The sequence below is a fragment of the Streptomyces aidingensis genome (genome assembly GCF_900112355.1).
GTDB lineage: Bacteria > Actinomycetota > Actinomycetes > Streptomycetales > Streptomycetaceae > Streptomyces > Streptomyces aidingensis.
This window is the reverse complement of record NZ_FOLM01000006.1, coordinates 23248-41290: the sequence shown is the minus strand read 5'-3', so window position 1 is coordinate 41290 and position 18043 is coordinate 23248. Positions and strand designations below refer to the sequence as shown.

General features: G+C 74.4%; 18 protein-coding genes and 2 pseudogenes. 10 read left to right on the top strand and 10 right to left on the bottom strand.

Going from position 1 to position 18043, the window contains the following annotated elements; all coding sequences use genetic code 11:
• Positions 1 to 40 precede the first annotated feature (40 nt).
• The 4 genes from BM242_RS12895 (at position 41) to BM242_RS12880 (ending at position 4900) form a co-directional block, all read left to right on the top strand.
• On the top strand, positions 41 to 1600 hold the full coding sequence (locus BM242_RS12895; RefSeq protein WP_425443845.1) for a hypothetical protein: 1560 nt from the start codon (positions 41 to 43) through the stop codon (positions 1598 to 1600).
• Positions 1601 to 1761: 161 nt separating this feature from the next.
• Complete coding sequence (locus BM242_RS12890; protein WP_093838944.1) at positions 1762 to 3360, top strand: ABC-F family ATP-binding cassette domain-containing protein; 1599 nt, start codon at positions 1762 to 1764, stop codon at positions 3358 to 3360.
• 389 nt (positions 3361 to 3749) lie between these two features.
• Positions 3750 to 3989 carry a helix-turn-helix domain-containing protein gene (locus BM242_RS12885; RefSeq protein ID WP_245834027.1) on the top strand — a complete coding sequence of 80 codons (240 nt, stop codon included), beginning with the start codon at positions 3750 to 3752 and terminating at the stop codon, positions 3987 to 3989.
• A 131-nt stretch (positions 3990 to 4120) separates the two neighbouring features.
• Positions 4121 to 4900, top strand: coding sequence for an enoyl-CoA hydratase/isomerase family protein (locus tag BM242_RS12880; protein ID WP_093838943.1), 780 nt, complete (start codon positions 4121 to 4123; stop codon positions 4898 to 4900).
• A gap of 138 nt (positions 4901 to 5038) precedes the next feature.
• Here BM242_RS12880 and BM242_RS12875 read toward each other — a convergent pair whose 3' ends face one another.
• Positions 5039 to 5863, bottom strand: coding sequence for a hypothetical protein (locus BM242_RS12875; protein WP_093838942.1), 825 nt, complete (start codon positions 5861 to 5863; stop codon positions 5039 to 5041).
• Between the two features lie 220 nt (positions 5864 to 6083).
• On the opposite strand from BM242_RS12875, the gene BM242_RS12870 reads away from it, so the two are divergent.
• The 5 genes from BM242_RS12870 to amaP all read left to right on the top strand — a co-directional run bounded on the left by BM242_RS12870 (position 6084) and on the right by amaP (position 8615).
• The gene (locus BM242_RS12870) at positions 6084 to 6566 is read left to right on the top strand and encodes an Asp23/Gls24 family envelope stress response protein (RefSeq protein ID WP_425443844.1); all 483 of its coding nucleotides are present in this window, start codon (positions 6084 to 6086) and stop codon (positions 6564 to 6566) included.
• 27 nt (positions 6567 to 6593) lie between these two features.
• A complete protein-coding gene (locus BM242_RS12865; protein ID WP_093838940.1) occupies positions 6594 to 6794 on the top strand; it encodes a hypothetical protein in 201 nt (66 codons plus the stop codon).
• Between the two features lie 118 nt (positions 6795 to 6912).
• On the top strand, positions 6913 to 7272 hold the full coding sequence (locus BM242_RS12860) for an Asp23/Gls24 family envelope stress response protein (RefSeq protein ID WP_175541406.1): 360 nt from the start codon (positions 6913 to 6915) through the stop codon (positions 7270 to 7272).
• Entirely contained in the window at positions 7269 to 7979 is a 711-nt protein-coding gene (locus tag BM242_RS12855) for a DUF6286 domain-containing protein (protein ID WP_093838939.1), read from the top strand. Before BM242_RS12860 ends, BM242_RS12855 begins: the two co-directional genes overlap by 4 nt.
• A gap of 45 nt (positions 7980 to 8024) precedes the next feature.
• Positions 8025 to 8615, top strand: coding sequence for an alkaline shock response membrane anchor protein AmaP (gene amaP, locus BM242_RS12850; protein WP_093838938.1), 591 nt, complete (start codon positions 8025 to 8027; stop codon positions 8613 to 8615).
• Between the two features lie 217 nt (positions 8616 to 8832).
• On the opposite strand, the gene BM242_RS12845 is transcribed toward amaP, so the two are convergent.
• A complete protein-coding gene (locus BM242_RS12845; protein WP_093838937.1) occupies positions 8833 to 9681 on the bottom strand; it encodes an SURF1 family cytochrome oxidase biogenesis protein in 849 nt (282 codons plus the stop codon).
• Positions 9682 to 9731: 50 nt separating this feature from the next.
• A complete protein-coding gene (locus BM242_RS12840) occupies positions 9732 to 10835 on the bottom strand; it encodes a DEDDh family exonuclease (RefSeq protein ID WP_093839111.1) in 1104 nt (367 codons plus the stop codon).
• Between the two features lie 170 nt (positions 10836 to 11005).
• Between BM242_RS12840 and moaA the strand changes: the two genes are divergently transcribed.
• Positions 11006 to 11995, top strand: a complete 990-nt coding sequence (gene moaA, locus BM242_RS12835; protein ID WP_093838936.1) for a GTP 3',8-cyclase MoaA — start codon at positions 11006 to 11008, stop codon at positions 11993 to 11995.
• 40 nt (positions 11996 to 12035) lie between these two features.
• Here moaA and BM242_RS12830 read toward each other — a convergent pair whose 3' ends face one another.
• From BM242_RS12830 to BM242_RS12805, 7 genes and pseudogenes are all read right to left on the bottom strand, one after another.
• A complete protein-coding gene (locus BM242_RS12830; RefSeq protein WP_425443843.1) occupies positions 12036 to 12281 on the bottom strand; it encodes a hypothetical protein in 246 nt (81 codons plus the stop codon).
• 191 nt (positions 12282 to 12472) lie between these two features.
• A complete protein-coding gene (locus BM242_RS12825) occupies positions 12473 to 12943 on the bottom strand; it encodes a DUF3099 domain-containing protein (RefSeq protein ID WP_425443842.1) in 471 nt (156 codons plus the stop codon).
• 31 nt (positions 12944 to 12974) lie between these two features.
• Positions 12975 to 14396 carry a tyrosine--tRNA ligase gene (gene tyrS, locus BM242_RS12820; protein ID WP_093838933.1) on the bottom strand — a complete coding sequence of 474 codons (1422 nt, stop codon included), beginning with the start codon at positions 14394 to 14396 and terminating at the stop codon, positions 12975 to 12977.
• A gap of 130 nt (positions 14397 to 14526) precedes the next feature.
• Positions 14527 to 15728 (bottom strand): annotated as a pseudogene (locus BM242_RS12815) (metallopeptidase TldD-related protein).
• Between the two features lie 59 nt (positions 15729 to 15787).
• Positions 15788 to 16054, bottom strand: a pseudogene (locus BM242_RS12810) (metallopeptidase TldD-related protein); the annotation flags it as partial.
• A 771-nt stretch (positions 16055 to 16825) separates the two neighbouring features.
• Complete coding sequence (locus BM242_RS29375) at positions 16826 to 16999, bottom strand: hypothetical protein (protein ID WP_175541397.1); 174 nt, start codon at positions 16997 to 16999, stop codon at positions 16826 to 16828.
• Between the two features lie 217 nt (positions 17000 to 17216).
• Positions 17217 to 17480 carry a DUF7848 domain-containing protein gene (locus BM242_RS12805; RefSeq protein ID WP_139238327.1) on the bottom strand — a complete coding sequence of 88 codons (264 nt, stop codon included), beginning with the start codon at positions 17478 to 17480 and terminating at the stop codon, positions 17217 to 17219.
• Positions 17481 to 18043: the final 563 nt, after the last annotated feature.

Below are 18043 nucleotides of genomic sequence, written 5' to 3'. Positions count from 1 at the left end.
GGGTTTGGGCTTTCGACCTCTCATTGGTGACACTGCTGGCGTGACGATCCCACCGCGCGAGCCCCGGCTGCACGTTGTCCCCTCTGCGGCGTCCTCCGTCCCCGAACAGCCCGCCCCCGCGCGGGGCGCCCGCACCGCCCGGCGCCGGCCGCCCCGGCCCCCGCGCGGAACCCCCTCTCAGCGCGAACTCGCCCTGCTGGTACGCCGCCTGCTGGCCCCCGCGGTGGCCCTGGCCCGATGGGCGGAACGCACGGGTGCCGACCCGGCGGCCGACCCCGCCCGGGCCGGCGGGGAACTCGGCATGACCCCGGCCCAGGTGCGCGACCACTTCAGCCGGGCCCGGCTGGCCGGCCTGGTCGAGCAGGACGGCGAGGGCCGCGCGGTGCGTTCCGGGTGGCGGCTGCGCGCCTGGGAGAGCGACGACACCGCCGTGCTCCGCGGCTGGGTGGCCCTCTTCGACGGCTGGTCGCTGGTCCGCCCCGCTCCCGAGGACGCCGACCCCGCCGCCGTCACCGAGGTGGTCGCCGCCCTGCCCCAGCTGCTGTCCGTGATGCAGCTCTCGGCCGGACCGGTGACCGCCGCCGGGCTGTGCGATCTGCTGGCCCAGCGCGTCGCCGAGCTCCGCGCCGACCGCTCCGGCACCGCGCGCAGCGGCGCGGACGGAACAGACGGGACAGCCGGAACAGACAGGGCAGACGGGGCAGACGGGGCAGACGGGGCGGAGAGGGCGGACGGGGCGGCAGGAACGGAGGAGGCGGAAGCCGGGCCGCCGCAGGCCGAGCTGACCCGTCTGCTCGGCTGGGCGCTGGACGCGCTCGCCGACGTCGGCGCCCTCACCCTGCACGCCCGGGGCGACCAGCCCGCCCGCGCCCGCCTCACCCCCCTGGGGAGCTGGGTGGTGTGGACCAAACTGGAACACATCTGTGTGGCCGCGCAGAGCCCCGCCGGGAACATCGAGCAGTCCGCCGTCGCCATGCTGCGCGGCTGTGTCACCCTCACCCCCGGCCCGGCCCGCGCCGAATACCGCGCCTGGGTGGCCGCCCGGCCCACCGGCCCGGCCGTGGCCGAGCTGCTGGACGCCGCCCGCGGCGAGGACGCCCTGATCCGCGGCCTGGCCTTCCAGGCGCTGCGGGTCGTCGGAGCCCCCGCGCGCGCCGCCGTGCAGGCCGCCGCGGAGGAGCCGCTGCTGCGCCCCTACGCCCTGCTGTGGCTCGCCGACCTGGACAGCGGCGGCGCCCGGGACGCCACCGACACCCCGCTGGACGTGCTCACCCGCGAGGAGGCCACCTGGCTCTGGGTGGACACCGCCTCGGCGGCGCACGAGCACGGCGCCGCCGGGCTGCTGCTGGACCACCTGGAGTCGGCCGTGCAGCCCACCCTGCCCGCGCTGCTCCAGGAGGTCCGGGCCTGCGGCCATCCGCGCACCGTCCAGGTGCTGCTGGCGCTGGCCTCGGCGCATCCGGACCCGGCCGCCGCCAAGCGGGTCCGCCGCGCCGCCTTCCAGCTCCACACCGGCGCGGGCGAGAGCCCGGGCGCCGCCGCGGCGCGGCCGGCGGCGGCCCGCACCGACCCCGGAAAACCGTTTGCCCGGCGCGGCTAGACTGGTCCGCATGGACATTCCGTTCCTCGTGGCCTAGCGGGCGTACCGCCGGCGCCCGGCGCCGCATGCCTGTCTGCCCGCATGCCCGTCCGCGCCCCGGCATCCGCGCACGGCACCCCTGACCGTATGCACGCCATGTACGCCCCCCATGGAGACTGTCCGTGATCACCGCCAACGCCGTGGAACTGCGCGCCGGTGCCCGCGTCCTGCTCGAATCCGCCACCTTCCGGGTCGCCCGCGGCGACCGCATCGGTCTGGTCGGCCGCAACGGCGCCGGCAAGACCACCCTCACCAAGTGCCTGGCCGGCGAGGGCGCCCCGGCCGGCGGCACCATCACCCGCAGCGGCGAGGTCGGCTATCTGCCGCAGGACCCGCGCACCGGCGATCTGGAGATGCTCGCCCGCGACCGTATCCTCTCCGCCCGCGAGCTGGACGTGGTGCTGCGCCGGATGCGGGAGAACGAGCAGCGCATGGCCGGCGGCAAGGGCGCCACCCGGGAACGGGCCATGAAGAAGTACGAGAAGCTGGAGACCGAGTTCCTCACCAAGGGCGGCTACGCCGCCGAGGCCGAGGCCGCCACCATCGCCGCCAGCCTCGGCCTGGAGGACCGGGTGCTGTCCCAGCCGCTGCGCACCCTCTCCGGTGGCCAGCGGCGCCGCGTCGAGCTGGCCCGCATCCTCTTCTCCGACGCCGACATCCTGCTGCTGGACGAGCCCACCAACCACCTGGACGCGGACTCCGTCACCTGGCTGCGCGACTTCCTCAAGACCTACCGTGGCGGTCTGATCGTCATCTCGCACGACATCGGCCTGGTGGAGACGGTGGTCAACAAGGTCTTCTACCTGGACGCCAACCGCTCGGTCATCGACGTCTACAACATGGGCTGGAAGCAGTATCTGGCCCAGCGCGAGGCCGACGAGCGGCGCCGCAGGCGCGAGCGGGCCAACGCCGAGAAGAAGGCCGCCGCCCTGCACTCCCAGGCCGACAAGATGCGGGCCAAGGCCACCAAGGCCACCGCCGCGCAGAACATGGCCCGCCGGGCCGACAAGCTGCTGGCCGGCCTGGAGGCCGACCGGGCGGCCGACAAGGTGGCCCGGCTCCGCTTCCCCGAGCCCGCGCCCTGCGGCCGGACCCCGCTGACCGCCGAGGGCCTGTCCAAGTCCTACGGCTCGCTGGAGATCTTCACCGATGTCGGGCTGGCCATCGACCGCGGCTCCCGGGTGGTCATCCTGGGGCTGAACGGCGCCGGCAAGACCACCCTGCTGCGGCTGCTGGCCGGTCTGGAGCAGCCGGACACCGGTGCCGTGATCCCCGGCCACGGACTCAAACTGGGCTACTACGCGCAGGAGCACGAGACCCTGGATCCGGACCGCACCGTGCTGGAGAACATGCGCTCGGCCGCGCCCGATCTCGATCTGGTCGAGGTCCGCAAGATCCTCGGCTCGTTCCTGTTCTCCGGGGACGACGTGGACAAGCCGGCCCGGGTGCTCTCCGGCGGCGAGAAGACCCGGCTGGCGCTGGCCACCCTGGTGGTCTCCTCGGCCAATGTGCTGCTGCTGGACGAGCCCACCAACAACCTGGACCCGGCCAGCCGGGAGGAGATCCTGGGCGCGCTGCGCACCTTCACCGGCGCGGTGGTCCTGGTGACCCACGACGAGGGCGCGGTGGAGGCGCTGCAGCCGGAGCGGATCATTCTGCTGCCGGACGGTGTCGAGGACCTGTGGAGCGCCGACTACGCGGACCTGGTGGCGCTGGCCTGAGGCGGGCCGGTGTCGGCCGGCCGTACCGGCGGCAGACGTTCCGCATCGGCCGCGCTCGATCAATCGGCCGACGCCGGCTCCATCATCTGAGTGAGCACACCTGGTACCCGGGCACGGTTCACACCGGACGGATTCCGGGGTGACCGAGGGTCCGCGGGGTGCCGATCGTCCACCCGGGGCAATTTCGGCGGGCGGCGCTGACCAGCCCTTTTGGCGGCCATTCGGGGGAGCGGCGGGGCCCGGGCCGCCCGGCCGCCGGGGCCGGCGGGAAGGGATTGCGGACCGCCGGAATTGCCGCCGCTTCACCGACCTCGCCGAATGGGTGGCCAGGAACGCGGATAGGGGTGATCATGAGAGTTCCAGAGCGCACTTCCCATGAGGAGGCACGGGTGGCCGAGACTCTGAAGAAGGGAAGCCGGGTGACCGGCGCCGCGCGCGAGAAGCTCGCGGAAGACCTCAAGCGGAAATACGAATCGGGCGCGAGTATCCGTGCCCTGGCCGAGGAAACCGGCCGGTCGTACGGGTTTGTGCACCGGATGCTGAGCGAGGCCGACGTGACCCTGCGCGGGCGCGGCGGAGCGACCCGCGGCAAGAAGGCCGCGCCTTCCTCCTCCGCCGCGGCGTCCTGAGCCGGGCCGGCGGCGGCGTCGCCCGGTGCCGCGCGCCGTGGGAGGTGCCGCCCGCCCCGGAGTGGGCCCCGCCCCGGCGGCTCGTTACTCTGCTCGGTATTACTGCGGAGTAACACCCACCGGAGGTGCGCATGAGCCTGCTGGACAAGGACGGTGTGCGGGTGACCGTCGACGGAGCCGTGGCCACGGTCACGCTCACCAACGGCGCCAGGCACAACGCCCAGACGCCGGCCATGTGGCGGGCGCTGGCCGAGACGGGCTCGGCGCTGCCCGGCAGCGTCCGGGTGGTGGTGCTGTGCGCCGAGGGCCCGTCCTTCTCCGCCGGGCTGGACAAGCGGGCCTTCACCCGGGAGGGCATCCCCGGGGAGCCGAGCTTCCCGGCCCTGGCCGCCGGCACGGACGAGGACCTGGACGCGGCCATCGCGGAGTACCAGGAGGCGTTCACCTGGTGGCGCCGCAACGATGTGCTGACCGTGGCCGGAGTGCAGGGCCATGCCATCGGCGCGGGCTTCCAGCTGGCACTCGCCTGCGACCTGCGGATCTGTGCGGAGAACGCGAGTTTCGCCATGCGTGAGACCGCGCTCGGCCTGGTGCCCGATCTGGGCGGTACGCATCCGCTGGTGTCGCTGATCGGGTACGCCCGCGCGCTGGAACTGTGCGTCACCGGACGGGCGGTGCAGGCCGCCGAGGCGGAACGCATCGGGCTGGCCAACCTGGTGGTGCCGCCGGCGGAACTTCCGGGCGCGCTGGACGACCTGACCGCGGCGCTGCTGGCCGCGCCGCGCGACGCGGTGATCGAGACCAAGGCGCTGCTGCGCGGCGCGGCGGCACGGGGCTACGACGCCCAGCGCGCCGCCGAACGCGCCGCCCAGGCCCGCCGCCTGCGCGACCTGGCGGGCCTCGGCGGGTAACCCCTCACGGCCCCGCGCCCCGGCCCGTCACCGGGCGGGGCCGCGCGGGGGCCCGGCGCGGTGCGCGTACCGCGGCGGGGCGGCGGACGCGGCGGGCCGGCCGGCCGGGAACGGAGCGCGCGTCTCCCGGGAGGCGGCTCAGCCGAGACCGGTGATCAGCACGGCCACCCGCGCGCCGCCGGCGGCCCCGGCCGCGGCCTCGCGGACCGCGCGGGCGGTGCGCAGGGTCGCCGGGCCGTCGGCCTCCGGTGCCCGGAGCCGGACCTGGAGCCGCACCTCACCGTCCCGCACCAGCACCGCGCGGCCCGGCACCGCCAGCGCCGTGGACAGCCCCAGCACCCCGGGTACGGCACGGACCGCCCCGGCCACCCGGGCCTCGGCACCGTCCCCGGCCGCCGCGGGCGGCGGCTGCGGACCGCCCCGGCGCGACACGGTTTCCCGGATTTCCCGGATTTCCCGGATTTCCCGGGTTTCCCGGGTTCCCCTGGCCCACCCGTCCTCCCCGGCCTCCCCGGGGCCTTCGCCGTCCTCGGTCAGCAGGCCCGTGACATGGAGGTCCACCGCCACCACCCGCAGGCCCAGCCGCCGCTCCGCCGCCCCGGTCAGCGAGTCCCGCAGCAGCCCGGCCGAGGCCGGGATCGGCCGTACCGCGGAGGCCGCGAACGCCGCCGCCACCCGCAGCGGCCCCGGCGGCAGCGCGGTCGACGGCGGCGTGACCGCCGGCCGCTCCCCGTCCGGCCCGGCATCCGCCGGGCCGATCCGCAGCCGGGTCACCCGCACCCCCGGGAGCTCCCGCGCGGCCTCGCCCAGCACCCGTATCGCCGCCCGCTCGGCCAGCCACACGCCGTCCTGCGGCCCGCCGAGCGGCAGCAGCCGGCCCAGGCCGAGCTGTGCCCGTACGGCGGCGCGCAGCCCGTCGTCCGCCGTGCCGTCCGTCTCCGTCTCCGGTTCCGACTCGCTCATCACGATCACCTTCTCCGCCCGGCCCGCATCCCGTGCAGAACGGCCGGGTGTGGGTACAGCATTGCGTATGCGGCGGCCTCGCCGCCGTTCGCTCCACCCGATCGGCGGGGACAACGGGCCACTTCCGCCACGCATGCGTACTGTGGCACCAGGACGGGCGAACGGCGCGGCCGGTTCGCCGCGGGCGAAGCGTAAAGTCCCGGACAGGGAGGCTGGCACAGTGAACGAGAACAGCACCGAGGCGGCACCGGAGAACGCCGCCCCCGCCGCCAAAACCCTGGGCACCCGGCGCGGGACCGGTGATCCCGCCACCCGTGGGCGCACCACCATCGCCGACGGAGTGGTCGCGAAGATCGCGGGCCTGGCCGCCAGGGACGTGGTCGGCGTGCACGCCATGGGCGGCGGCCTGGCCCGCACCTTCGGGGCGGTCCGCGACCGCGTGCCCGGCGGCGGCCGGTCCTCGGCCATGCGCGGCGTCAAGGCGGAGGTGGGCGAGGTCCAGACCGCCCTGGATCTGGAGATCGTGGTCGACTACGGCGTCTCCATCGCCGAAGTCTCCCGTACCGTACGGGAGAACGTCGTCGCCGCGGTCGAGCGGATGACGGGACTTCAGGTCGTCGAGGTCAATATCGCGGTCAGCGATGTGAAACTCCCCGACGAAGAAGAAGAGGAAGACGAAGAAGAGCGGCCCCGGCTGCAATAGCCCGGGTGCCCGGTGAAGGAGCGCATCATGAGCTTGGCCGTGACCGGCATGATCGCCGGAATGGCACTCGGATTCGCCGGCTATTTCGGCGGCTTCGGTGCCTTTCTGCTGGTTGCCGCACTCGGCGCGGTCGGCTTCGTCGCCGGGCGGTTCGCCGAGGGCGATCTGGAACTCGGCGACTTCTTCCGGATCGGAGAACGCGGCCGGGACGATGAGCGACGCCACTGACGCACCGTACGGCGCCCGCGGCGGCGCCGTGGACACCGTGCCCGGTGCCGCCGCGGGCGCCGCCCCGGCCGGATCCGGCGGCACCGGCGCGCCCGGCCACCGTCCCGGCACGCTGGGCCTGGCCGAGGTCCCGCCCGCCGAGCGGGGCGCGACCCGCATCGCCGACCGGGTGATCGCCAAGCTGGCCGCCCGCGCCGCCCGGGAGGCGCTGCCCGCCGCCCCGGCCATGCCGCATGCCCGCGCCTCGGTGCGGCGCCATCCGGGTGCGGACGGCGGCGGGGGGATCGCCCATGTCCGGGTGACGGTCGAACTCCGCTACCCCTCCGACATCGGCGCCCAGTGCGGCGCGGTACGCCGCCAGGTCACCCTGCGGCTCGGCGAACTCGCGGGCATGGAGCTCACGGACGTGGCCGTGGACGTGGAACGGCTGCACAGCGAGCATCTGCTGCGCGGCGCCGCGGAGCGGAGGGTCAGATGAGCGGCCCGCAGACCGTTCCCGGCCCCGGCGCCGCCCCGGGCTCCGCTCCCGGCACGGCTCCCCGTGCCGCCCCGGACTCCGACGGCGCCGGAGGCGCGGGCGGGCCCGGGGACGCCGCGGCGCCGCCGGAGCCCGCGCCGCCCGGGCCGGGAAGCTCCCCCGCCACCGCCCCCAGCCGGTTCTGGTCGGCGCGCCGGGCGCCCGCCGCGCTGCTCGCCCTGATCCTGCTGTGCTCCGTCGGCCTGCTGCTCTACGACATCGCCTCGGTGCGGGCCGACCGGCCGGCCACCGCCTGGCGCACCCGGCTCGCGGACGAACTGGCCGGCCGGACCCTGGACGACCCCTGGGTGGTGGTGGCCGCCTGCGCGGCGGTGCTGACCGGGCTGTGGCTGGTGGTGCTGGCCGTCACCCCGGGACTGCGGAACCTGATGCCGATGCGCGGCGAGGCCGGGGTGCTGCGCGCCGCCATAGAGCGCCACGCCGCGGCGGTGGCGCTGCGGGACCGGGCGCTGGAGGTCTCCGGGGTGCAGTCGGTCCGGGTGGTGGTCGGCCGTCGCCGGGTCCGTGCCGAGGCCCAGGCGCACTTCAGGGATCTGGCCGATGTGCGCTCGGATCTGAACGCCGTGCTGGGCGACAGCATCCGGCGGATGGAGCTGGCCCATCCGCCCGCGCTGGCGGTCCAGGTCCGCCGCCCCCCGAAACGCTGACCGGATCCGGCCCGGCCCGCGCCGCGGGTCCAGGAGGAGTGGAGCATGCTGCGAGTCGTCAACCGGGTGCTGCTGGCGCTCACCGGTCTGCTGCTGATGGCCGCCGGCGCCGCCGTGCTGGCCGGGGCGCTGGACCTGCCCGGCCGGCTGGGACTGGCGGACGTCTGGCCGTGGACGGGCCCGGACGACGTGCTGCTGACCCGGGCGGACCGCGTCCAGTGGCGGGACGACGGCTGGTGGTGGCCGGTGGTGATCGGCGGTCTGGTGCTGCTGGTCCTGCTGGCCCTGTGGTGGGTGCTGGCCCAGCTGCGCCGGGACCGGGTGCACGAGCTGTGGGTGGACACCGGGGACGGTGAGGGTGCGCAGCTCAGCGGGCGGGCGCTGGAGGAGGTGGTGGCCGCCGAGGCGGAGTCACTGCCCGGAGTGGACCGGGCCGGCGTCACCCTGGTGGGCCGCCGCAGCCAGCCCCGGCTGCGGATCGGTCTGCTGCTCGGCCCGCAGGGCGAGCCGGGCGAGGCGGTGCGGCGGCTGCGTGCCGAGGCAGTGGCCCATGCCCGGGCCGCCACGGGACTGAAGACCCTCCCGGTGGAGGTCCGTGTCCGCTCCTCCCGGCACGCCCCCGAGCGCGTCACCTGAGGCCACCGCCCCGCTTGCCGTCCTCCCAAGGGCGGCGACGGTGCCCGCCCCGCGCCCGGGCCGCCCTCGGGCGGGTGCGCCGCTCGTGGGGAGGGGCGCGGTGCCTGCCCCCGCCGCGCCGGGACGGCGTTCTGCCGGCCGGCCTGCGGTGGTGTCCGCGGGGGCCGGCGCGGGGTGGTGCCCGCCGTCCCGGCCGGGGACGACGGGGGAGCGGCGGTCACGCCGGAGGCGTCGCTCCGGCCGGTGTGGCCGCGGGGCGGGCGGCGGCATCGTCCGCCTCCGGCCGCGGGCGCGCCGCCGCGGCGGCGCGCTCCGCCGCCTCGCGGCGGGCCAGCAGGACCCAGCCGACCGGCACCATGGCGGCGAAGAACCACCACTGGAGCGCGTAGGCGAAATGCGCGCCGATGCCGCTGTGATCGGGCTCGTCCAGCAGCGCGGGCTGCGCCGGGTCCGCCGGCGGTGCGGGCTCGGTGGCGGTCAGCTCCAGATGGCCGCCGAGCACCGGGATGCCCATCTCCTCCGCCCGCTGCCCGCTGGAGATCAGCATCACCATGCCCGCCGGAAGCCCGGAGCGCTCCCGCCGCCCGCTGCTGCCGGTGCTTTCGTCCGCCATCAGCCGTCCGGTCACCGTCACCTCTCCCGCGGGCGGTGCCGGGACCTCGGGCAGCCGGGTGGGATCGTCCCCGGCGGGCACCCAGCCGCGGTTGACCAGCACCGCCGTGCCGTCCGCCTGGATCAGCGGGGTGACCACGAAGTAGCCGATGGCGCCGCCGCCGGCGCCCGGACCCTTGCGGTGGCGCACCACCACCTCATCGGCCGGCAGATACCGGCCGGTGGCGGTAACCGGCCGGTAGCGGTCGGCATCGTCCGGGCCGCGGCCCGGGGCGGTCAGCTCCGCCATCTCCACCGGCCCGGCGGCCAGGCTGGCGGCGATCAGGTCGTTGCGCGCCACGCGCTGCTCGTGCCGCCCCATCTGCCAGAAGCCCGCCAGCACCATCAGGGGGATCAGCAGCAGCGCGACAAGGGTGAGCAGCACCCACTGCCGGGAGAGCAGAAAACGGTACACAGCCCCCGACGGTACCCAACGCCTCCCGGCTTCCCGCCCGGCACCCCCGCTCAGCACCCCGCCCCATCGGCCGCGGCGCCCCGCTCCGGCCCCGGCCCGGGCCCCGTCCCGCCCTGGGGCACCACCTCCCTCAGCAGCTGGGTGAAGGCCGCCTCGTCCAGCACCGGGGTGCCGTACTCCCGGGCGTTGCGCACCTTGCCGGTCGCCGACTCCGGATCGTTGGTCACCAGCAGACTGGTGCGCCGGGACACGCTCTGCGCGATGTGCAGCCCGGACTCGTACGCCTGGTCCTCCAGCAGCTCCCGGTCGACCGAGGTGTCCCCGGAGAAGGCCACCCGCATGCCCTGCACCAGGGGGCCGCCGGGCACATAGCGCCCCGGATTGGGGTACGGGCAGGGATCGCGGCGCCTGCTGCGCCGCCAGTTGGGACGCCAGCTTCCCTGCGGTCCCGGCGTGTCCGACCACTCGGTGATCGGCAGGCAGGCCAGCAGCGGCAGCCGCAGCCCGCCGCGCGCCGCGCGGGCCAGCGCCGGCCGGAACGCCTCGGCCAGCACCCGGGCGTCGTCCAGGGCGTGGTGCGCCCGGCGCTGCACCACGCCGTAGTACGCGGCCAGGGTCTCCAGCCTGTAGTTGGCCAGTGGCAGGGCCAGTTCCTTGGCCAGCGCGATGGTGCACAGCCGCTGCCGCACCGGTGCCCGGCCGCGGGCCCGGGCGTACTCCCGGGCGATCATCGTCCAGTCGAAGACCGCGTTGTGCGCCACCAGCACCCGCCCGGCCAGGCGCTCGGCGAACTCCCGGGCGATCTCGGTGAACAGCGGGGCGTCCGCGAGCATGTCGGCGGTCAGCCCGTGCAGCCAGCTCGGCCCGGGATCGCGCTGCGGGTTGACCAGGGTGTACCAGTGGTCCTCCACCCGGCCGCGGGCGTCCAGCCGGTAGACCGCGGCCGAGACGATCCGGTCGTCCCGCCGCAGGCCGGTGGTCTCCACGTCGACGACCGCGTAGCCGCTCGGATATCCGCGCGGCCAGCCTCCCGCCGCTTCCGCCCCGTGCCGCCCGGGCGCGGCGGCGGGGGCGGGCAGGGCGACGGCGGGCGGGGACGCCGCGGGCCGGGGCGTGGCGGACACCGGACCGGCCGGCTGATGGTCATCGAGCATGGTCACAGAGAATACGGGCCGCCACCGACAGTGCCCGGGCCCGAGTCCGGCCGCCCGGCCCGGCCCGCGGGCGGCACCGCCCCGTGTCCGGACGCGCTGTCGAATGTCAGGGGCCTCACGTACCCTGCGGTACATCGGGCATGTCACGGCGGAGGGGCGGAGGAGAGAGCATGCTGCTGGACAGGTTCGGCCGGACCGCCACCGATCTGCGGGTCTCGCTGACCGACCGGTGCAATCTGCGCTGCACGTACTGCATGCCGGAAGAGGGCCTGGCCTGGCTCGCCAAGCCGGATCTGCTCACCGACGACGAAATCGTCCGGCTGGTCCGCATCGCCGTGACCGAACTGGGCGTCACCGAGGTGCGCTTCACCGGCGGGGAGCCGCTGCTGCGGCCCGGTCTGGTGGACATCGTGGCCCGCTGCGCCCGGCTGGAGCCGCGCCCGCGGCTTTCCCTGACCACCAACGGCATCGGGCTGGAGCGGACGGCCGGTGCCCTGCGCGAGGCCGGCCTGGACCGGGTCAACGTCTCCCTGGACACCATCGACCCCGAAGTCTTCCACCGGCTGACGCGCCGCCGCCGGCACGGCGACGTGCTGCGCGGGCTGGCCGCCGCGCGCGCCGCCGGGCTGGCCCCGGTCAAGGTCAACGCCGTCCTGATGCCCGGCGTCAACGACGGCGAGGCACCCGCGCTGCTCGCCTGGGCCATGGAGCACGGCTACGAACTGCGCTTCATCGAGCAGATGCCGCTGGACGCCCAGCACGGCTGGCAGCGGGAGGGCATGATCACCGCCGGTGACATCCTGGCCTCGCTGCGCACCCGCCACACCCTCACCCCGGAGCGGCTTCAGGAGCGCGGCTCGGCACCGGCCGAGCGCTGGCTGGTGGACGGCGGCCCCTACCGGGTGGGCATCATCGCATCGGTGACCAGGCCCTTCTGCCGGGCCTGCGACCGCACCCGGCTGACCGCCGACGGCCAGGTCCGCACCTGCCTGTTCGCCCGGCACGAGACGGATCTGCGCGGCGCGCTGCGCTCCGGCCGGCCGGACGAGGCGATCGCCGGAATCTGGCGCACGGCCATGTGGGGCAAGAAGGCCGGGCACGGGCTGGACGACCCCTCCTTCGAGCAGCCCGACCGCCCGATGTCCGCCATCGGCGGCTGAGCCCGCCCGGCACGGCGCCGCGGCGCGTGCTGCTCGGCCCTCAGCCCTCGGGGTGCGCGGCGCGCCACTGGGCCAGCGGCACCACGTCCTTGAGGAAGCCGCGCATGCCGAGGAACTGGGCGAGATGCTCGCGGTGTTCCTCGCAGGCGACCCAGGTCTTGCGCCGTTCGGAGGTGTGCAGCTTGGGGTTGTTCCAGGCCAGGACCCAGACCGCGGCGGCCCGGCAGCCCCGGGCCGAGCAGATCACCTCGGGGTCGCCGTCCGCCTTGTTCGCCGGTGAGTTCACGGCAGCCATTCCATCACCCCGGCCCCGGACACAGCGACGCCGGGCAGCCACGGGGGGAGCCGCCCGGCGTCGGTCCGTCGCTCCGACGGGGGATACGGAGCGCTCTTGCAGTATGACACGCGACACGCCGCTTGGTGCAGCGGAACGGTCAGATCCATTGAGCTTTTCTTGAGGTTGGGCCCCGGAATCTGTCAACTCCCCTGAGTACCGGGGGAGTTGTTCTCCCCGGGGGCGCCCGGGGAGCCGGGGGTGCCGCGCCCGCCCCGGTCCTCGCCCCGGTCGCTGCCCCGGTCGCCGTCCTGCTCCGGCCCCCGGCCGGCGGCCGGGGGAAGCGCGGGCGGGTGCTCCGCCGGCTCCGCCGGCCCCGCCGCTCCGGTGCGCGGCAGGGAGGAGGCGTTCTCCCGTCCGGCGTTGGCCATCACCACCGCCACATAGGGCAGCACCGCGCCCAGCACCAGCGTTGCCACCGCCAGCGGTGTGCTGACGTTCCAGAGCACCAGGGTGAGCACCACCGCCACCGTGCGGATCAGCATGGAGATGACATAGCGGCGCTGGCGCCCGCGCACGTCGTCGCTCAGACTGACCGGGGCACCGGTGATCCGGTAGACCTCCTGGCTCTTTCCGCCACGGCGGCCCCGCCGTCCGCGCATCTCGCTCACCACCCGCTGCCAGCCTACTGCCGCCCGCCGCGGGCTACGCGCCGCGCCGCAGCCGGGCCAGCTTCCGCCCCGCCTTGAGGTAGATCCCGGACGGCGGCGCGCCGTCCGCCGCGGCCAGCCGCTCGGCCACCACCTCGGCCAGCGGCCGGAGCGCGTCCGCCTCCGGCAGCACGGCGGCCCGCTGCTGCCCCGCGCCGGACTCCAGCACCAGCCGCAGCCCGTTCTGCCTGGCCAGCCGCCGGGCGGCGGAGGCGCTGGGCGCGAAGTCGAGCAGCTTGGTCAGCACGGTGACCGCGGTCTCCGTGCCGTGCTCGGCCAGATCCACCTCGGGCAGGCTGCCGACCTCGGTGAAGGACCGGCGGGAGAACTGCGCCGTGAAGCTCTCCCGGGCCGCCATGGCCGCGTCCACCCCGTGGATGGCCGCGACCACCTCACCGGCCAGGGTCTTCTTCAGATCCATCGGGTGCAGGGTGCCGTCCGCGACCCGGCCCAGCGCACCGGCCACCTCCTGGTCGGACCACTCGGTCCAGGCCCGCAGATAGGGGTCCATCAGCCGGTCCGGAATGGACATGATCTTGCCGAAGATGTCGTCCGCGGGCGCCCCCAGGCCGACGTAGTTGCCCTTGGACTTGGACATCTTGGCACCGGAGCCGTCGGTGCCCTCGATCAGCGGCATGGCGCAGACCAGCTGGGGCCGCTGTCCGTAGATCTCCATCACCCGGCGGCCCATCTGCATGTTGAGCAGCTGGTCCACCCCGCCCAGTTCGACATCGGCCCGGATCTCGGCCGAGTCGACCGCCATGGCCACCGGGTAGATCAGCTCCGACATGGTCAGGCCGTGCCCGGCCTCCAGCCGCTTGCGGAAGTCCTCGCGCTGCAGCAGCGCCGAGGCCGGGACCTGGGCCAGCACCCCGATCAGCCGGGGCAGCGTGATGCCGGCCAGCCACTCGCTGTTGTGCCGCACCCGCACCCGCTCGAAGTTGAAGAACGGCCGCACCTGGTCCCGGTAGCCGGCCAGGTTGCGGGCGATGTCCTCGTCGGTGAGCGGCGGGCGCTCCGTGGAGCGACCCGAGGGGTCACCGATCTTGGCGGTGATGTCGCCGATGATCAGCGTGACGTCGTGCCCCATCCGCTGGAACCGGCTGAGCACGATCATCGGCACGGTGTGCCCGAGGTGGACGTCCGCGGCCGTGGGGTCGATGCCCAGCTTGATGTGCAGCCCGCGCCCGGCGGCCCGCGCCTTCCCGATCTCCTCGGCCAGCTTCTCGGCGGACGGCAGGATCTCCACCGCGCGGGACGCGATCAGGGCGGCCTGCTCCTCCGGGCCGAGATCGGTCAGGTCCAGACAGCGCCGGGACCGGGTCTCCTCCAGCAGCTGCCGGACGACGGTGTCGGAGGAGAGGTCCTGCGCCAGCAGCGCGCTCGCGCGCCGCACGGATTCGCCGAGGCGTGTCAACGTTCTGTCCTGACGGTCGGAGGGAAGGGAAGGCTTGCGGTGCGAACAACCCCCGATTCTATGGCCCGGGGCCGGTCCCGTGGTTCCCGGCCGGGGCTTCCCGGCCGGGGCCGGGAACCACGGGCGGCGCTCAGACGCCGGGGGCGACCGAGCTCATGTGGAAGTCGGGCACCCGCAGCGGGGGCATGGCCACCCGCGGGAAGTAGTCGCCCCACTCGCGCGAGTAGCAGCGCTCGGTGCGGCCGGCCTCGGTGGCCCGGGAGAGCATGCCGACCGGCGACTCGTTGAACCGGAAATTGTTCACCGCGCCGGTGATCTCGCCGTTCTCCACCAGATACACCCCGTCCCGGGTGAGGCCGGTGAGCAGCAGGTTCTTCGGGTCCACCTCCCGGATGTACCAGGTGGAGGTGAGCAGCAGCCCGCGTCCGGTGGCGGCCACCATCTCCTCCAGCGAGCGGGTGCCGCCGGAGTCCAGCACCAGGTTGTCGGTGAGCGGGGAGGGCGGCAGCCCGGTGACCTCGGCGGTGTGCCGGGAGGTGGGCAGCCGGTTCAGCACGCCCCCGCTGATCCACTCCGTGCGGCTGCGCGGCAGCCCGTTGTCGAAGACCGACACCGCCGGGGTCCACGGATCGGTGGAGGAGTGCACCACGGCGAACGGCGCGCACTCCAGCCCGGGCGCGGCGGGATCGCTGTACAGCGTGTGCGGCAGCTGCGACAGCCGCTCGCCGACCCGGGTGCCGCCGCCCGGCGCGGAGAACACCGTCCGGCCGTCCGCGGCCCTGCGGGCGTCCGAGGACCAGTACAGGTAGATCAGCAGGTCGGCCACGGAGGCCGGCGGCAGCAGGGTCTCGTACCGTCCGGCGGGCAGTATGTGGTGGCCATCTCGTGGACGGCAAAGCCGTACAGCAGGTGGTCCGCGTCCCGGGCACGGGCGAAGCACTCGCCCAGGGCGGGGGCGAGCTCCGCGAAGACCTGCGGCGAGGTGCGGGCCGGCGGCTCGGTGAACCCGGGGTCCGGGGCGGTGCCGGTGATCAGCGGACGGGCGTCCTCGGCCGGGCCCGAGCCGCGGGCCGCCGCTTCCGCCGCCCGGACCAGCGGCTCGAGCTCACCGGCGGTCACCGCGGACCGGCTCACCACGCCGGAGGCGGTGCCCTCGGCGCCGTCCACCAGGGCGATCACGGTCAGCGTGCGGCCCTCGGTGGTGCCGTTGGTGGTCAGGGCGTTGGCCGCCCAGCGCAGATTGGCGGAGGTGCGCTCCTCGGCGATCACCACCGTGCCGTCCGCCCGGGACAGCTCCAGGGCGCGCTCGGCGATCTCGTGCGGCTTGGTCAAGGCGGCCGTTCCGGTGAGGGCCGGGCCGCTTTCGGTGCGGGGAGGATTCGGTTCACTGGTCACGCGCGGGCCGCTTCCTGCTCGGTGTTGAGAATGCTGATGCCGCGGAACAGCGCCGAGGGGCAGCCGTGCGAGACCGCCGCCGTCTGGCCGGGCTGTGCCTTGCCGCACATGAAGGAGCCGCCCAGTACATAGGTCCGCTCCCCGCCCACGGCCTCCACGGCGTTCCAGAAGTCGGTGGTGGTCGCCTGGTAGGCGACATCCCGGAGCTGGCCGGCCAGCCTGCCGTGCTCGATCAGGAAGAACCGCTGCCCGGTGAACTGGAAGTAAATGGAACACGAAGGCCCTAGCTGCATCTTCGCAGGTCAGAGGTCATTCAGCCTTCTCCTGAGACCCCGGTTCATACCGGATGAAACCGGACTTCACCGGGAGTGGTGTCGGCTATGTGTCGGCAGTCGAAGGGGGCCGGTATGGCGCCTACACCGCACAAGCGACGGGAGCGGCGAGGGCACGGTCCTCTCGACCGCCCCTCGCCGTCCTCGCTATATCCCGCCCGTCTCTGAGTCACTGGAGCCGACTGGCCTGTCCGGGTTGTCGGGGTGCGATTCGCTGAGTTCTTCGCTGGGCTCCGCATCGGCGGCAGCGTCTCCTCGGACGGCGAGCCCCAGCAGGCGGGCGCGCTCGGCCGGCGGGAAGTCCTCGAACATTCCTTTCTCCCCTCTCGTGTGCGCCAAGCGGCCCCAGCCGCTCGCGGGCTCACGAGCGACCGGGGCCATCCTCGGGGAGGGGAAACACCCCACGCGATCGACCTCCCCGCGGGCGCTTCGTCCTGTCGGCAAACCGTTCCACCATCCTCCTGGCCTGCCATACAGGGCGAAGCTGGCAGCGCTGGACCGGGGCGAGGGCCGACCTCGGCAGGTCGGAATGGGCCACGTCTGACCCTCCCGAAGGCTGGTCCGATCGGGAGCGCTGCCGCTTTGGTGGCCCCGCCTGCGGGGTGATGGCAGTTGGCAGGCGGGGCCGGGACCGTCCGCGCGGAGGCGCGGCGAGCGCACGCGGACGGGGCTTGATGGGGCCGAGCTAGAGGGCTACCCCTTCTAGTGTCGTCCGGCGATGTTGTTCATGGCCTCGTCGGCGGCCTTCAGCGCCGCAGCGTTGCCCGACGCTTCGGCGCCGCTGCGGAGTTCCGCGAGTGCCCCCAGGGCCAGCGCATCGCCGAATGCTTCCCGGTCCTCATCGGTCGCGTCGTCGGGCTCGCTGTTCTTGGGCAAGGTGCCTCCTACTCAGGGGCCTGTGATGTTGCAGTGCGATGGCCCCGCCCGCCGGGTGTGTGCGGACTGAGTGGCGGGCGGGGCCGGCCCGTCGCGGCGTGGAGGATTGCCGGACGGACCTGGTCCGCTCACGGGCTGGGGCATTGCCCGTGGGCGGAGCTGGAGCCCGCCCCCAGCGCGCGCCATGGGGGAACAACAGCGCACTGGGGGCGGGGGTCTAGGGAACGGCCTGGAGCTGGTCCGCTGCGGATTCGAAGGTGATCTTCATGGGCGTGCTCTCCAGCGCCCGATACGTGTGATGCTCCGGGTTGGCTGCGAAGTGCCTGGGAGCCCATTCCTCGGCCGGGCCCGGGGACTCCGCCAGCGGGCTGCGCTTCCCGCAGACACAGCACTCCAAGGCGTACAGCATGCCTTCGCTGTCCGGTTCGGCATCAACGGCCATCCGCACGTTGGTGAACCGGAAGGTCCGGGTGGCTCCCACGGTCACTCGCCCCCGTCCGGTGCGGTCGCCAGGTTGAGGGGACACGGAAGGACTGGGCGAAACTGATTCGGGCACCCGATGAGGGAGGCATGGAAGAAGCGCTGCCCCGTCAGGTAGTAGCCCCAGGTCACATCGTGGCCGGAGGCCAGTGCGCGAACTGCACTGGTGTGAAGGTCTCCCAATCTGGTGGGTGTGTGGTCCTCCGGCCAAGGGGGGTCGAGAAGTGGAACGTGCTCCAGGAACCGGGCCCGCATCCAATCGGCTCCCTCATCCTGGCCGTGGAAGGTCGCCCGGATCTGGTTCGGCGGGCGGAGAAGCCAGTGGGCCAGTTCCAGCGGTGGAACCTCAGAACTGTCGAACACGGCCTTGTGAGTGGGCGGCAGCGGTGGTTCCGCCGGTCGGCGCGGGCCGTTTCGGCTCAGGGACGTTGCCGGGCCCGTCCATTGGTACGCGTGGTGATGGGGCATGGTGCGGGGGTGTCCTTCGGGGTGGCACCCCGGCCGAGGTAGTGGAGCACTTGGCCGGGGTGCCTGTTAGGGGGTGGAAATGGGGTGGTTACTTGC